This is a genomic window from Paracoccus zhejiangensis, from assembly GCF_002847445.1.
Classification (GTDB): domain Bacteria; phylum Pseudomonadota; class Alphaproteobacteria; order Rhodobacterales; family Rhodobacteraceae; genus Paracoccus; species Paracoccus zhejiangensis.
The window spans coordinates 3,724,770-3,740,110 of the sequence record NZ_CP025430.1 but is presented as its reverse complement, the minus strand read 5'-3'; the positions used below and the strand labels follow the sequence as shown (position 1 = coordinate 3,740,110).

Sequence of the window (15,341 nt, the reverse complement as noted above, 5' to 3'; positions counted from 1 at the left end):
CCCTTCGCTGCGCCTTTGGCCTTCCCCTTTCCGCGCGGCGCGCGCTAGAAACAATCCACGCGATACGGGGGCAGACATGAAAACCATCTACGTCCTGAACGGGCCGAACCTGAACCTCCTGGGCAAGCGCCAGCCCGAGATTTATGGCCGCGAGACGCTGGAGGATGTCGAGAAACTGTGCCGCGACACGGCTGGCACGGGCTATGACATCCGCCTGCTGCAATCGAACCACGAGGGCCAGATCGTCGACTGGATCCACGAGGCGCGCGAAAAGGCGGCGGGCATCGTCATCAACCCTGCCGCCCTGACCCATACCTCGGTCGCGGTGCTGGACGCGCTGCATGCCTTCGAAGGCCCGGTCATCGAGGTCCATATCAGTCAGGTCCACAAGCGCGAGGCTTTCCGGCACCATTCCTATGTCTCGCTGCGCGCCGATGGGGTGATCGCCGGGCTGGGGATCGAGGGCTATGCCGCCGCCACCCGCCGGATCGTGCAGCTGACGCAGGGCTGAGGCGATGGCCCCGCCGGTCAGCCGCATCGCCATTGTCGGTGCCGGGGTGATCGGGCGGATGCACGCCAAGGCCATCGCCATGGCGCCCGGCGTGACCCTTGCCGCGATCGTCGATCCCTCGCCCGAGGCGCAGGCCGTGGCGGCCGAGTTCGCCGTGCCGCTTCACGCCAGTCTCGAGAGCCTGATCGATAACAACGGTATCGACGGGGTGATCCTGGCCACGCCGAACCAGCTGCACGCACCCGGCGCGCTAACCTGCATCGCGGCGGGTCTGCCGGTGCTGGTGGAAAAGCCGCTGGCCGGCGATCTGGCCGGGGCGCGCGCCATCGTCGCCGCTGCCAACGCCGCCGGTGTTGCCGTCGCAACCGGCCATCACCGCCGCCACAACCCGCTGATCGTCCGGGCCAAGGCGCTGATCGATGAGGGCGCGCTTGGCCAAATCGCCGCGATCCATGGTAGCACATGGTTCCTGAAGCCCGATGCCTATTTCGAGGCCGACTGGCGGCGCAAGCCGGGTGCCGGCCCGGTCTACCTGAACTTAATCCACGACATTGACCTGATGATGCATTTCTGCGGTCCGGTGGCGCGGCTTCAAGCGATGACCACCAATGCCGTCCGTGGCTTCGAGGTCGAGGATACGGCCGTGGTGTCGCTGCAGTTTCAGAACGGCGCGCTTGGTACCATCACCGTCAGCGACACCGTTCCCGCGCCATGGAGCTGGGAGCTGACCGCACGCGAGAACCCGGCCTATCCCGCCACCGGACAGGATTGCTACTGGATCGCCGGCACGGAAGGTTCGCTGGCGCTGCCCAGCCTGACTCTCTGGCGCCAGCCGGGCTGGCACGAAGCGATCAGCGCCACCCGCTTTCCCTTCGACCTCGCCGATCCACTTGTCCTGCAAGCGGCACAGTTCGGCCGGGTGGTGCGGGGCGAGGAACCACCGCTGGTCACGGCAAGCGACGGGCTTGCCGCGCTCGAGGTGGTCGAGGCAGTCAGGCAGGCGGCGGCGCGTGGCCAGATGGTCGTTCCCGGCGAGACTTGAGGCGTGGAACGGGTTGCATTCGGCGCCGGCCAAGGCTCAAACTGTATACCAGACCCCGAACCCAGCGAAGGACCGCGCCAGATGGACCTGCCCAAGAACCGCTTCAAGGCCGCGCTCAAGGCCGGCCAGCGCCAGATCGGCGTCTGGTGCTCGATCCCCGACCCGAACAGCATCGAGCTTCTGGCCAATTGCGGCTATGACTGGCTCTTGATCGATACAGAGCATACGCCGATCGAATCGACCGAGGCCGTGGCGCTGCTACGCGCCGCCGAGCCCTACCCGACCACGCCCATCGTTCGGCCGGGCTGGAACGACATGGTGGATATCAAGCGGCTTCTGGATGGCGGGGCGCAGTCGCTGCTGATCCCCTATGTGCAATCCGCCGACGAGGCGCGGGCGGCGGTGGCGGCGGTGCGCTATCCCCCGCGCGGGATGCGGGGCGTGTCGGGCCTGTCGCGGGCCAGCCGCTTCGGGGCGATCAAGGATTACAACATCCGCGCCGAGGAGGAGATCTGCCTGCTGCTGCAACTCGAGACGCTGGAGGCGATCGAGCATCTGGACGAGATCTGCACCATCGACGGCGTGGACGGGGTGTTCATCGGCCCGGCCGATCTGGCGGCTTCGATGGGGCATCTGGGCAATGCCGGCCATCCCGAGGTCAGGGCCAAGATCGTCGAGACCATCCAGCGCCTGACCGCTGCCGGCATGCCCGCAGGGTTCCTGTCGGCCGATCAGGAGATGGCGCGCGCCGCCGCCGATGCCGGCGCGTTGTTCGTGGCGGTCGATCTGGACACCGCGCTGCTCAGGCGCAGTGCCGTGGCGCGGCGCGAGGAGTGGCGCTGACGCGCCGTCCCGATCAGTAAGCCGCGCTGCCTGTTCCGGCGGGCAGCGCGCCATAGGGCAGCCAGATGGTCTTGGTCTGGGTGGCCTGCCGAAGGAACGCGCGCCCCTGCGCCTGCGCCCCGGTCCAGTCGCGATGCGCGGGCGACCAGACGGGTTTCAGGTTGCCGCCCCCCGCCTTTTCGACGCCTGCCAGCCGGGCGCGATCGCCGACATACCACAGCCCTGCAACCTCATCATGCGCGGCCAGTACCTTTGCCAGTTCGTCCTTGGACCCGGTCACGATATTGACCACGCCACCCGGCAGATCCGAGGTGTCGAAGACCTGATAGAGATCCAGCACCGGCAGCGGATCATCCTGCGCCGGCACGACCACGACCGCATTCCCCATCGCAATCGCCGGCATCACCAGCGACATGAAAGCCGATAGCGGCTGGTCGTTCGGGCAGGCGATGCCGATGACGCCGTAAGGCTCGGGCAGCACGTTCACCAGATGCGCGGGCTTGGCCTGCACGTTGCGTCCGTCGAACTTGTCGGCCCATGCGGCATAGTGGAAGGCGCGGGCAATGGCGGCCTGCACCTCGGCCTTGCTGCTGCGCTTGGCGAACTCGTCGGCGCGGGCCGAGAGGTTCTCGGCGATGTAATAGAGCACCTGCGCCCGGGCATGGCCGCCCATGCCGGCCCATTTGCCGGCCTTGGCCGCCGCCTCGACGGCAGTGCGGATATCCTTGCGGCTGCCAAGCGGCGCCATGCCGCCCGGCACGGCATAATTCGCCCCGCCATCCGGCCGCTTCTGCGCGCCGCCGATATAGAGCTTGGCGGTCCGGTCGATACCGCCGCCCTGCCCGTCACCGCCGGGCGCGGTCTGAGCTGCGCCGGCCTCGGGTTCCTTGCGCGGCTTCACCGGCGGTTCGGCCAGATAGTCCAGCATCCCGGTGAACCCGCCCTCGCGTCCGAAGCCGCTTTCGCGATAGCCGCCAAAGGGCGCCGCCGCGTCGAACATGTTGGCGCAGTTGATCCAGATGACCCCGGCCTTGATCCGCGCCGCCAGATCGGTGGCGACGGTGGCGCTTTCCGACCAGACCGAACCGGCAAGGCCGTAACGGGTGTTGTTGGCCAGTTCGACCGCCTCGTCCGCCGTGCGGAAGGTGGACAGCGTGGCGATCGGGCCAAAGATCTCCTCGACCATGCCCGGATTGGCCGGGGCGATGTTCTTCAGATAGCCGGGGGCGATGAAGCAGCCCTCGCCCGGCTGACCGCCGACGAGTTCCGCACCGGCATCGGTCGCGGCGCGGCAGATGGCCTGAATGCGGTCCTTCTGCACCGGATCGACGATGGCGCCGATATCGGTGGACTTGTCCAGCGGCGGCCCCACGATCAGCTTCGCCATGCGGGCGTTCAGCAGCGTCTCGAACCGATCCGCCACGGCCTCGGCCACGAGAATGCGCGAGCCGGCGCAGCAGACCTGCCCTTGGTTGAACCAGATGGAATCGACCACGCCCTCGACCGCGGCATCGAGATCGGCATCCTCCATGACGATGAAAGGCGACTTGCCGCCCAGTTCCAGTGTCAGCTTGCGGCCTGTGCCCGAGAGCTTCGCGGCAATGGCCCGGCCCACTTCGGTCGAGCCGGTGAAGGCGATCTTGTCGACCTCGGCCTCGACGATGGCCGCACCCGTTGCGCCGTCGCCGGTGACGATATTGACCACGCCGGCAGGCAAGCCGACCTCCTGACATATCTCGGCAAAGGCCAGCGCGGTCAGCGAGGTGTATTCGGCCGGTTTCAGCACCACCGTATTCCCGGCGGCCAGCGCCGGCGCGATCTTCCACGCCAGCATCAGCAGCGGAAAGTTCCACGGGATGATCTGGCCGCAAACCCCCAGCGGCGCATGGCCGGGGAATTCGGCATCACGCAGCTCGGCCCAGCCTGCATGGTGATAGAAATGCCGGGCGACAAGCGGAATGTCGATGTCGCGGCTTTCGCGGATCGGCTTGCCGTTATCCAGCGTTTCGAGCACCGACAGGAAGCGCTCGCGCTTCTGCACATGGCGGGCAATGGCGTATAGGTAGCGCGCCCGCTCGCTGCCGGAAAGCGCCGCCCAGCCCTTCTGCGCCTTGCGCGCGGCCTTGACCGCCGCCTCGACATCCGCCGCCGTGCCCTGAGACACCTCGGCCAGCGCCTCGCCGGTCGAGGGGTTGGAACTGGCAAAGGTCTTGCCCGGCGTCTGGAACTTGCCGCCGATGAAATGACCGAAGGGCGACTTGGCCTTCAGCCAGTCGCGCACCGCCGCGCTGTCCTCGACCGAGGGGCCATAATCCATGCTCTCCATGATCTTGCTCACGTTTGACATGTTCCCCTCAGGCGATGGCTTGGCGATGGGCCGCAGCATAGCGGCCGGTGACGTGGTGGCTGATCTGGCGCTCGATATCGCCCAGAAGCGAGCTGGCGCCGATGCGGAAGAGATCGGGACGCAGCCAGTCGCGGCCCAGTTCCTCTTTCATCAGCACCTGCCAGGCGATGGCGTCCTTGGCGGTGCGCAGCCCGCCGGCGGGCTTGAAGCCGACGGTATGGCCCGACAGCGCCTGATAGTCCCGGATGGTGCGGCACATGACCAGCGAGACGGGCAGCGTGGCATTCACCCCCTCTTTCCCGGTCGAGGTCTTGATCCAGTCGGACCCGGCCTGCATGGCGACATGGCTGGCCTTGGCGACGTTTTCCAGCGATTTCAGATCGCCGGTGGCCAGAATGGCCTTCATCTTCGAGGCGCCGCAGGCCTCGCGCATGGCGCTGATCTCGTCATAAAGCGCGGCCCAATCGCCCTGCAGCACATGGGCGCGGGTGATGACGATGTCGATCTCGTCCGCGCCCTGATCGACGGCATAGCGGATCTCGGCCAGACGCAGGTCCAGGGGCATCAGCCCGGCGGGAAAGCCGGTGGCGACCGAGGCGACCGGCACTCCGGAATTGCCAAGCGCACGCTTGGCCGCTGCAACCATGGTCGGATAGACGCAGACGGCGCCGGTGGTCAGGCCATCGACGCCCATGGCCTCGAGCAGTTCCGGCGCGATCGGCTGCATCGCCTTGGCGCAAAGCCGCGCCACCCGGTCTTCGGTATCATCGCCCGCCAGCGTGGTCAGGTCGATGCAGCGCACGGCGTTCAGAAGCCAGGCCGCCTGAAAATCCTTCTTCAGGCTGCGCCGCGCCGGCAGCGTGGCCGCGCGGCGTTCCACGGCAGGCGTGTTGATGCGGATGGCCTCGAACCAGTCGAGGCGCAGATCGGTGCCGGGATTTCGTGTTGTCGCGGTCATGGTCCCCTCGGCCCGTTGGATCAGGCCAGCCTAGCGATGCGCCAGCCAGCCCACAAGTCGCGTCGGGGCGTCACTTTTTCGGCAGGCCGCACCCGGTCAGGGACGCGGCTTGCCCCGCCAGGTACCCATCCAGCCCGAGACCTTGCCCTTGGCCTCGCTGGCCTCGGACACAACGCGGTCGCGGGCGGCATCGGCGCGGTTTTCCACACCGTCCCAGGCCTGATCGACGCGAGCTACGGCGGGGTCGATGGTGCGTTGGCGGAACTGCGCCCACATCCGCCAGACAAGCAGCAGGACGAAGAACAGCACGATCAGGATGATCATCGCCGGCCAGTTACGCGGATGCTCGTTCGGCCCGGCCACCGTGTCGATCGAGATGGCGTTCGGATAGGTCGAGAGCCACGGAATCCGCCAGCCATAGGCGGTGATGCTGACCCATTGCGGCGCCTGCGCGGTGGATTGCAGGTTGGTCGCCTCGGAATGCAGGTTCGAGCTGTCGTATTTGAAATAGGGCGGCCAGATCCAGCCGGTATCCTCGTTGCGATAGACGAAGACCTTGCCGTTCGGGCGCACCGTGTCGATGAAGCGGATGTCGCGCTGGCCCTGCTGGTTCTCGACCGTGCCGGTATCATCGCTGGCATAGAAGATGCTGTTCGTGGGGCTGATATAGGTCAGCCGGTTATACGTATTGGTGATCCTGACCGTGTTCTTCGAGGGCAGCGCATAGTCGAGAAAGGCGAAGACGACGACGCCAAGCAGAACCCCCAGCACAACCTTGACGTAATGCATCTGATACCCCTACTGCCAGTTGACCCAATAGATGATCCCCATAATCGCCGCGGTCGGAATGATAAAGACCAGCCACAGCAACCTTGCGCGCAGGCTTTTCTCGAAATTGACCATCGAGCGGCGGACGAACTCGTCCCGGTCGGCACTGTCGCCGGCCTGTTCGGGATGGCGTTCGTCCCATTCATCTTCCAGCGCCTCGCGCCTCAGCGAACGCATGTAGATCCACAGCAGGAAATACAGCGCCGCTTCCAGCAGCAGCACCAGCACGATCAGTCGGAACAGTGCGGTCAACGGCTGAACCCCCAAGGCGGCGTGACGGGCGGCCGCGCTGCCCCTTCCGACAGCCTAGCACGCGCGCTGCCCCATGGGCCAGCCGGTGCCGCACGGGCCGTTACTTCGGGCTCGGCCATGCCCGGCTCGGGCCCGAACAGCGCATCGCGGGTGCCCTGCTTGTCGATCTGGTACTCACGGGCCAGGAACTCGGCCACATAGGCCTGCTTCGGCTCGGACCAGGTCTGGTAAAGCCTGTAGAACAGCGGCTTGTGGGTGATGAACAGCTGCCGCACATCGCTGGGGCCCAGTTCCGACAGCAGCCGGTTGATCAGTTCGCGGGCCGGGCCGGGCGTGGCGCGGATGGCGTAGAAATAGGCCGGATCGGCGCTGTCGATCACCGGCCAGTCGCCCCCCTGTTCGGAATAGCGCAAGAGCGCCGACAGCCCGCGGATCTCGGATGGCAGTTGCGCCCCCATGCGGGCGGCGGCGCGGCGCAGTTCCGCCCTCGTGCCGCTGCCGGTATCGATGCCAAGCCGGGTTGCGGCATCGACAAGGATGAAATCGATCTTCTGGCGCAGGATCGGCGCGGCATCGGCGCCGCGCGCGCTGGCGATCGGCTCGGCCAGCGCATTCCGCGCCAGCCATGCGGCGATCTGGTTCACCTGCAGCGTGGTCATGGTCTGGAAGCCCGGCAGGTCGATATGCGCCTTGGGGTCGCTGAAGATCATCGCAGGCTGCTTGGCCGAGCGGATGACATAGACCCCGCCGAAATCCGAAGTCCAGAAATCCTGCACGTCAAAGCCGGTCTGCTGCAGATGCACCGGGTTGCGCACCACGTCGCCGGTCTTCTTCGCCTGCTCGATCATCTCGGCGATCAGCACGTCATCCCACCAGCCATCCGGCTCGGTGCGGAAACGTTCGATCAGCGCGGTCAGCCGGTCGGCCTCGGCGACATGGTTGCCGGTGGTGTCGGCGCTGATCGTCAGGTGCCGGATCGCGGCCAGATCGGCGGGACCACTGAACTGCCAGACCTGATCGTCGATCTCGCCCAGCACCGCATCCCGCGCGGTCAGACTGAACAGCTGGCTTTCATTCTCGGTGATGAAAGCGCGCAGCACGTCGCGCAGCACCGAGAGATCCGCATTCAACAGCGGCGCGGTCTTCTGCTCGGTCGTCAGCAGGATGAACTGCCGGTTGCCGCCATCGGGGCGCAGGTAATCCATATCGTCCAGCTCGTCCCCGATCTCGGGGGAATAGCCGCTGATGTCGATGTGGAACTCGGTCAGCGCGGTTTCCTTGCCCGTCACCTTCTTCAGCGCGCGATTGTAAAGCGCGACCCAGGCGGTCGAATTTACCCGGATCAGGTTGCCGAACATCAGGCCCTTTTCGATCAGGCGTTTCATTTCGCAAGCTCCCGCAGGGCGCGGCGGCGCGACTGCCAAAGCTGCCAGCACCACCGGATGAAAAGGTAAAGATAGGCGAGCATGGCCGAGCCCATCAACACGAACAGGCTGATCGGTTCGTCCCAGAAGGCCTCGAAAGCGGCGGGGTCCAGATATTTGCCCGCCGCCCAGATCGCCGTGTAGAGCGCCGTGACCCAGCCCGCGAGCCGCCCGATCTGCCGAAGCATCAGAATAACGGCGGCGATCAGGGTCTTGCCGGGTCTGAGGGCCAGGCGGCGCAGGGCATAATGGGCCAGTCCGAGGGTGAGGAAGGGCAAGGCCGTCAGGACAAGGGCGACGCGTTCGACGGTGGTCATGGGGTGGCCCGGAGTGCAACGGAGGGCAAAGGCCGACCGCGGGTGGCCGCTGGGGCGGTTCGTGTGGGGGCCTTTATGGCGAAAGGATATCGAACGGCTGTTCGGCGCGGGGCGTCACCAAAGCGGCCGCCCTGGGGGGCGGTCGGCCGCTGCCCGGCGGGCTGACGCCCGCGTTTCGGGCGAGGAATACTGCAACTTAGTAGCAATAGGCCGCTCTCAAATGTCTGTCTCATGGCGAAAGCTTCACGGTCCGCGTATGTCAGAAGTAATCCGGGCCCATCCTCGCCAAAGAATAGCCTGTGACAACGCGACTACCTTGGCCGCATCCACTTCGGCATCGCGCCTCTCATACGCTTCCCTCATAGTTCTCAATTCAACTATCAGTTCGTTGTCGCTTGGATCATGAGGACTCAATAGTAATTGGATTTCATAAGCACATTTCACCATTTCCATTCGGTGCGCGTCGTCTTCCAAACCGTCAGTTCTGTACAAAATCGTTAGAAGACCGAGGTATTCCGCCAGCTTGGAGCGAAGCATGTTGAGCCAATCTTGGCGAAACTGTGCGAGTGCCACTTCCTGAGTCAACTTCCGGTTTGCAGCCTGCGCCTTGGTCGCTAACCAAGCGCCCCAAACCGCTGCGCTGGCAGCGATCATTGCTGCCGCGACGGGTACTGCGACCGCCCAGTTGATGGTCACCCCTGCCCCCCAAACCGCTTCCGTGCCTCTTCCATCCGTTCCATCCCGCGCACGGTCTCGGCGATCGCCGTCTCGTCCGCGCTGTCCGAATAGCGCCATTCACTGTCCGCATAGCGGTTGATCTCCTGCACCACCATCGCGGTGGTGATCGGCTGGCGCAGGGCCGAGATCATCTCGAGCTTGGTCTCGTAGGGCTGGTGCATGAAGGGTTCGGGCGTAGTGAACCATTCATCCGGCATGTCGAAATCCATCGCGCGGGCCTTCACCGCATCGGTGATGTTCTTCACCGCGCGGCCGGTGAAGCGCGGCTCGGCCTGCGAAATGGCATAGAGATAGCTGCCAAGCTCGGCGAGGTTTTCCAGCTCTCCAAAGCGGCCCGAGACCTCGTTGAAAACCTTTTCCAGCCCCGCCTCCTGCGGGCGGGAATGGCCGGCATAGCTGTCGGCGACGGCCTTCTGCATCGCCTGCGCCTTCATCAGGTCGTGCTCGCCCACCGGAATGTCGTGGCGCTTGCCCAGAAGCAGCGCGAGGATGTCGATGTAATCGGCCTGCGTCTTCGGCCCGTCGATCAGGAAGCGGGCCGAGGCGCGCTGGCGCAGAGCGTCGTCGATGGCCTCGGCATAGTTCGAGAACATCCCGAAGGTACAATTGCCGCGCACCACGGTCGAGGCACCGGCAAAAGCCTCCATCAGCACGGCGGTAATCTCCTGCTGGCCGGCAGAGGACTGGCGGTCGCCGCGCTTGCCGGCGATCTGGTCGATATCGTCGATGGTGCCGAAACCGATCACCGCCGGGTCAATGATCGAGGTGATGAAGGCCTTGGCGTTCTGGCCCGACTTGCCCTGATAGCTGTCGATATTGTCCACCGACAGGTTGGCATAGCGGAAGGGATAGCCGCCGATATTGCAATAATCGTTCAGCATCCCGGCCATCATCTGGATCAGCGTGGTCTTGCCCGTGCCGGGCTTGCCGTCGCCCAGGAAGGTAAAGACGAAGCCGCCCAGTTCGACGAAGGGGTTCATCCGGCGGTCGAAATCATAGCCCACAATCATCCGCGCCAGCCGCATCGCCTGATGCTTGGCAATGGCATTGCCGATGACCTCCTCGGGCTTCTTGAAGGCCATTGTCAGGGGCTTGCCACGGGCGCGGGTCACCGGTGCAAAGCCGGCAATGGGCAAATCATCCGCCGCCACCCGCCAGCTTGCGCCGGTGAAGGCGCCGATGCGCGGGGCGGTCTCGGCCCGGGCCTGCACGGCGGCGGCCAGCGCCTCGGCAAAGGCGATCACCGTGGCGATCAGGGTCTTGTCATCCGAGGCGCGGGCGAGGTTCTGGTCCAGCTCCCACAGCGCGCCCTGCAGCGCGACCAGCGGGTTGTCGGTCAGCACCTCGTCGGCGGTGATGCCCTCGACCGTCTCGGGACCGGCATGTTCGGCCAGAAGGAAGGCGGTGGCATTGGCAAAGACCGACAGCGCCGCCAGCGCTTCCACCGCCAGCAATTCGGTGAACTCGCTGCGCCGCTCGGGCGGCAGGCGACCTTCGAGATTGGCGCGCTTCAGTTCCGCCGCGCCCGACCGCGCCGCGACCTCGTCACTGACCGCCAGCGCGATCGCCAGCGCCCGGCGCAGCGCCCGTGCAACGGTGGCGGCGGCGGGCGATGGCAGGTCATCGCCACCCACGCCCTCTATGCGCTCGATCAGCCTAACGCCGCTGGGGCGGGCGGTGGAGCGTGCCGCGAGCCCCGGCGTGGTCGAGCGGAAGCGCGAGGCCGAGGGGATGCCGGGCGAGCGTTCGGCGGCGGCAACGGCAACCGCCTTGCCAAGACGCGGCGCGTGGTCGAAGCCGGTCAGCAGGCTCAGCGCCTGCGGGTAATGGCCCCGGATCTCGGCCTCGGGCAGTTCCATCTCACTCTTCGCGTCCATTCAGCCCTCTTTCACCCAAAGCGACGGATAGTCGGTGACCAGCCCGTCGCCATCAATCGTCATCTCGGTTTCGAACCCATGGCCGGGCGAGCGATAAGACCAGCGCCCCTCGCCCCGATCTTCGTAATGCTGCGGCAGCGGTTTCACCTGCCAGTCGCCGGGGTCAAGCCAGGCCGATGCCAGATCGGCGCTGGCCTGCCTCGCGCCACGCAGCCGCCGGATCGGCAGCGTGTTGGTGGCGGGGGTAAAGCCCAGATCGATGTCGGCCAGCCCCGTCACCTCGGGCAGCGCCTCACCATTCACCCGCCAGTTGCCCATGCCGTCGCGGTGGATCGACAGGCTCAGCGCGCGCTTGCCCGCGCGCCCCATGATCCGGGCCGAGCGGGTGATCCAGTCCTCGCCCGCGGAAACCTCATAGGCGATCTGCGCCGGCCCCTCTGGGTCCAGCCACACCGCCATGCCCTCGATCCGCCAGAGGCTGCCTTCCGACCACAGCCGGCAGGCATCATGGCCGGGATGATCCAGCCGCCGCCAGACGATCTGTGCGCCGCCCTCGCCCATGGCCTAGCGATAGCTCGTCACCCGGCCATCGGGACCGGGCACGTATTTGCGGATGTTGCGAAAGCCCGGCGGGTCCAGTGTCGCCAGCGCCTGATAGGGCCGGGCCGGCAGGACCAGCAGCCGCGTGGCCGAGGTGGCCCCCTGCCCGGCGCCATATTGGTTCAGCGGGTCCAGCTTGAAGATCTGCCGCTCGGTCACGCCGAAGAAGCCCGTGGATTCCATCACCGCGCGCTCGGCCTGCAGGTCCTCGACCGTCATGGCCAGCGCCCAATCCTCGCCCGCCGGCGCGGCGGCACTGTCCAGCACCTCGCGGATCGGGCCTTCCTGCACGGTATAGCCGCTGGAATAGGCCGGCCCCAGCGTGATCCGGCGCAGGCGATGGGGGTGCAGCGTCTCGAAATCCCGGTCGAACCCCTGCGCGATGGTCAGCAGCTGCAGGCCCGAGACCGATTGCGCCAGCAGATGCGCCCTGACCTCGGGCCAGCGTTTCGGGTCATCGGTCAGCGCCCGGCGGCCGGTATCATCCACATCCATGAGATAGAGGATCGGCACGTTCAGCTGGCTGTCATAGACCGCCCAGTGCAGCAGCCAGCGCCGCCGGCTGCTGTCATGCCCCGACAGCCAGAACCCCTGCGGATGCATCTGCGGCCAGAACAGCCCGCCCGTCGCCAGTGCCTCGTAATAATATCGCTGCGACAGCGCGTATTGCAGGCGGGTTGGGATGGTCTGGCGGCCGACGATCTCGCGCACCATGTCATCCTTGATGGCAGCGGCATCGGGCGTGCGCGCCAGTTCCGCCTGCGCCTGCGCTGCATCGGCGGCAGTCTGGGCGATCTCCTGCCAGACCGGGAAGCCGGATTCATGGATATCGATGGTCAGATGCCGCTGCAGCGGTCCCTCGATCCGGCCGGCGACGAGATATTTCATCGCCAGCGCATCCATGCTGGCTTTCAGCGCCCCCAGATAGCCATCGATCACCTCGGTTTCGACCTGCGTGAACAGCCCGTCCCGCACCATCTCGTCCAGCGCGCCGGGAAGCACCTCGGCGATGTGGCGCGTCTGGTCGATGAAGGCCCGCGCCTGCAGGTCGTCGTCAAGCTTCCGGTGGTCGGCGTCGAGGGTTCCGGTTTCAGCCACGCTCAGCCGCCATAGAGGTTGCTGTCATGCTTCTTGACGATCTCGGCAAAGCGGCGGGCGAAGCGTTCGTCGGCCTTGGCTTTCTCTTCCAGCACCTTGCGGGCAAAGACCATGTGATCGCCATGGGCTTCCAGCATGTCGGCCATCTTGTCATTGGTGGCGGTGCCGATGGCGGCCATGGCGGCCTGCGCCTCCTGGTCCGTCCGCACACCGATCTCGTTGATGCGGTGGGCGATGTCCTGCTGCTGCGCGGTCTTCAGCGACTTGGTCAGCGCGTCATAGAGGACAACCCGCTGGCGGGTGTCGGTCTGCAGCTTGTTGATCAGCACCATCTGCGTCGCCGCTTGGTTCTGCAGACTGTCCACCCAGGTCTTGCCGGCCTCGATGTAACGCTCCAGCGTCTGCGACTTGGCCAGAGCCACCTGTTCGTCCTGCACCAGCGCGTTGTGGTCCTTGTTGGCATTGGCCAGCTCGGTCTCCAGCCGGGTGCGGTCGCTGGCATCGGTGGTGGTCGAGATCCTGTTCTCCAGCTCGATCAACTGCGGGTCCATCGCCTTGATCTTCTCGCGCAGTGCCTCGAGCGTGCCGACGGTTGCCTCGCGCTCCTCCAGCGTGCCCGTCAGGTTGGCCTCGACCTTGGCCTTCTGGTCGTTCAGCAGGTCCAGTTGTCCCTGCAGCAGCCGGGTGATGGTGTCGGACTTGGAAATCAGGTCCTGCAGCTTGTCGTCGATGCTGGCGTCGCGCAGACGTTCCTGCCGCATTGCCTCGGACTTGCCGCTGGCGAAGATGCCGACGAAGCTTTCCCAGCCCGTCTTCGACCGCAGCGCCTCGAAATCCTGCGAGAAGCCCGCCGTCACGTCATCGAGCCCCATGATCAACTCGGCGATATTGGCATTCATCGCCTCGGTATGGGCATGGACATCCTGCAGCGTCGCATTGGCCACGTCGATGGGCAGGCTGGCCACGTCGGCCCTAGCCGTCGCGCGGTCCAGTGCCTCGGTCATCTGGGCGATCTTGCCCTGTGCCTCGGCCACCTGCTTCTGGCTTTCGGTAATCTGTTGTTCCAGCGATGCCATCGCCTTCCCCCCTGATATGTTCGTTGTGAAAGATGTTAGGGCGAACGCCCGCCAGTGCAAGTGGATGCGCGGGAAACCGCGCCGAATTTGGCCGTTGTCAGCGCCGAACCGGCTGCCTAACCTGCACGTCATGGACGACTTGACCCGATCAGTTCAGAACCGCCGCGACGCGCTGATCCGCCTGACGCAGGATCTGATCCGCATCCCGACGCTGAACCCGCCCGGACGGCGCTATCGCGATATCTGCGACTATCTCGAGGCGCGGATGGCGCCGCAGGGATGGGAGTGCCAGCTGATCCGCGCCCATGGGACGCCGGGCGACAGCGCGGATTTCCCGCGCTGGAACTTCGTCGCCCGGCGCAAGGGGGCGCGGCCCGGCGATTGCGTGCATTTCAACAGCCATCACGACGTGGTCGAGGTCGGCCATGGCTGGACCCACGATCCCTTCGGCGGCGAGCTGGACGGCGACCGCATCTATGGCCGGGGCGCCTGCGACATGAAGGGCGGGCTGGCGGCCAGCATCATCGCCGCCGAGGCTTTCGTCGCGGCAAATCCCGACCATGCCGGCAGCATCGAGATCAGCGCCACGGCGGACGAGGAAACCGGCGGCTATGGCGGGGTAGCCTATCTGGCGGAACAGGGCGCGTTTGCCCATGTCGATCACGTCATCATCCCCGAACCGCTGCACAAGGACCGTATCTGCCTGGGTCATCGCGGCGTCTGGTGGGCCGAGATCGAGACGCAGGGCCGCATCGCCCATGGCTCGATGCCCTTCTTGGGCGATTGCGCCGTGCGCCACATGGGCGCAGTGCTGGATGAGATGGAGGCGACGCTCTGGCCGCTCTTGGCCGGCAAGCACACGGAAATGCCGGTGATCCCCGAGGGCGCGCGCTCCTCAACCATGAACATCAACTCGATCCATGGCGGCGCGGTGGAGCAGCCGGAAAGCTTCACCGGACTGCCCGCCCCCTGCGTGCCCGACCGCTGCCGCATCGTGATCGACCGGCGCTTCCTGATCGAGGAGGATCTGGCCGAGGTGAAGGCCGAGGTCACCGCCCTTCTGGAAAAGGTCAAGGCGCGGCGGCCCAGCTTTGCCTATGAGATCCGCGATCTCTTCGAGGTCATCCCCTCGATGACCGAGAAGGACGCCCCGGTCGTGCGCACCACCGCCGCCGCCATCGAGCGGGTGCTGGGGCGCGAGGCCGGTTACGTCGTCTCGCCCGGCACCTATGACCAGAAGCATATCGACCGCATCGGCAAGCTGAAGAACTGCATCGCCTATGGTCCGGGCGTGCTGGACCTTGCCCATCAGCCCGATGAATGGATCGGCGTGGGCGACATGATCGACAGCGCCAAGGTCATGGCGCTGGTGCTGGACGATCTGCTTTCGGGTAAGTGAAACCTTACCAATACCCGCTGAACGATATTTA

At 65.9% G+C, this 15,341-nt stretch carries 15 protein-coding genes; 4 read left to right on the top strand and 11 right to left on the bottom strand.

Annotated features, from left to right (window positions below; all coding sequences use genetic code 11):
* Positions 1 to 76: 76 nt before the first annotated feature.
* From aroQ to CX676_RS18175, 3 genes are all read left to right on the top strand, one after another.
* Positions 77 to 511 (top strand): type II 3-dehydroquinate dehydratase, encoded by a 435-nt coding sequence (aroQ, locus tag CX676_RS18185; protein WP_101753819.1) that lies wholly within the window; start codon positions 77 to 79, stop codon positions 509 to 511.
* A gap of 4 nt (positions 512 to 515) precedes the next feature.
* The gene (locus CX676_RS18180; RefSeq protein WP_101753818.1) at positions 516 to 1,553 is read left to right on the top strand and encodes a Gfo/Idh/MocA family protein; all 1,038 of its coding nucleotides are present in this window, start codon (positions 516 to 518) and stop codon (positions 1,551 to 1,553) included.
* A gap of 81 nt (positions 1,554 to 1,634) precedes the next feature.
* On the top strand, positions 1,635 to 2,396 hold the full coding sequence (locus CX676_RS18175) for an aldolase/citrate lyase family protein (protein ID WP_101753817.1): 762 nt from the start codon (positions 1,635 to 1,637) through the stop codon (positions 2,394 to 2,396).
* Between the two features lie 13 nt (positions 2,397 to 2,409).
* Here CX676_RS18175 and CX676_RS18170 read toward each other — a convergent pair whose 3' ends face one another.
* The 11 genes from CX676_RS18170 to CX676_RS18120 all read right to left on the bottom strand — a co-directional run bounded on the left by CX676_RS18170 (position 2,410) and on the right by CX676_RS18120 (position 13,911).
* Positions 2,410 to 4,743 carry an aldehyde dehydrogenase family protein gene (locus CX676_RS18170; protein ID WP_101754428.1) on the bottom strand — a complete coding sequence of 778 codons (2,334 nt, stop codon included), beginning with the start codon at positions 4,741 to 4,743 and terminating at the stop codon, positions 2,410 to 2,412.
* A 7-nt stretch (positions 4,744 to 4,750) separates the two neighbouring features.
* Positions 4,751 to 5,701 (bottom strand): deoxyribose-phosphate aldolase, encoded by a 951-nt coding sequence (gene deoC, locus CX676_RS18165; RefSeq protein WP_101753816.1) that lies wholly within the window; start codon positions 5,699 to 5,701, stop codon positions 4,751 to 4,753.
* A 96-nt stretch (positions 5,702 to 5,797) separates the two neighbouring features.
* Positions 5,798 to 6,490: a DUF1523 family protein gene (locus CX676_RS18160; RefSeq protein ID WP_101753815.1), complete on the bottom strand. Its 693-nt coding sequence runs from the start codon at positions 6,488 to 6,490 to the stop codon at positions 5,798 to 5,800.
* A 9-nt stretch (positions 6,491 to 6,499) separates the two neighbouring features.
* A complete protein-coding gene (locus CX676_RS18155) occupies positions 6,500 to 6,781 on the bottom strand; it encodes a hypothetical protein (RefSeq protein WP_101753814.1) in 282 nt (93 codons plus the stop codon).
* Positions 6,778 to 8,166 (bottom strand): DUF6638 family protein, encoded by a 1,389-nt coding sequence (locus CX676_RS18150; RefSeq protein ID WP_101753813.1) that lies wholly within the window; start codon positions 8,164 to 8,166, stop codon positions 6,778 to 6,780. Before CX676_RS18150 ends, CX676_RS18155 begins: the two co-directional genes overlap by 4 nt.
* On the bottom strand, positions 8,163 to 8,522 hold the full coding sequence (locus tag CX676_RS18145; RefSeq protein ID WP_101753812.1) for a hypothetical protein: 360 nt from the start codon (positions 8,520 to 8,522) through the stop codon (positions 8,163 to 8,165). The genes CX676_RS18150 and CX676_RS18145 overlap by 4 nt, the downstream gene beginning before the upstream one ends.
* A 243-nt stretch (positions 8,523 to 8,765) precedes the next feature.
* Positions 8,766 to 9,218, bottom strand: a complete 453-nt coding sequence (locus CX676_RS18140; protein ID WP_157935987.1) for a hypothetical protein — start codon at positions 9,216 to 9,218, stop codon at positions 8,766 to 8,768.
* A complete protein-coding gene (locus CX676_RS18135; RefSeq protein WP_101753810.1) occupies positions 9,215 to 11,137 on the bottom strand; it encodes an AAA family ATPase in 1,923 nt (640 codons plus the stop codon). The genes CX676_RS18140 and CX676_RS18135 overlap by 4 nt, the downstream gene beginning before the upstream one ends.
* Positions 11,138 to 11,698 (bottom strand): putative glycolipid-binding domain-containing protein, encoded by a 561-nt coding sequence (locus tag CX676_RS18130; RefSeq protein WP_101753809.1) that lies wholly within the window; start codon positions 11,696 to 11,698, stop codon positions 11,138 to 11,140. It lies immediately after the preceding gene.
* A 3-nt stretch (positions 11,699 to 11,701) separates the two neighbouring features.
* A complete protein-coding gene (locus CX676_RS18125; RefSeq protein WP_101753808.1) occupies positions 11,702 to 12,835 on the bottom strand; it encodes a hypothetical protein in 1,134 nt (377 codons plus the stop codon).
* Between the two features lie 2 nt (positions 12,836 to 12,837).
* Positions 12,838 to 13,911, bottom strand: a complete 1,074-nt coding sequence (locus CX676_RS18120) for a hypothetical protein (RefSeq protein WP_101753807.1) — start codon at positions 13,909 to 13,911, stop codon at positions 12,838 to 12,840.
* A gap of 130 nt (positions 13,912 to 14,041) precedes the next feature.
* Between CX676_RS18120 and CX676_RS18115 the strand changes: the two genes are divergently transcribed.
* The gene (locus CX676_RS18115) at positions 14,042 to 15,310 is read left to right on the top strand and encodes an acetylornithine deacetylase/succinyl-diaminopimelate desuccinylase family protein (protein ID WP_101753806.1); all 1,269 of its coding nucleotides are present in this window, start codon (positions 14,042 to 14,044) and stop codon (positions 15,308 to 15,310) included.
* Positions 15,311 to 15,341: the final 31 nt, after the last annotated feature.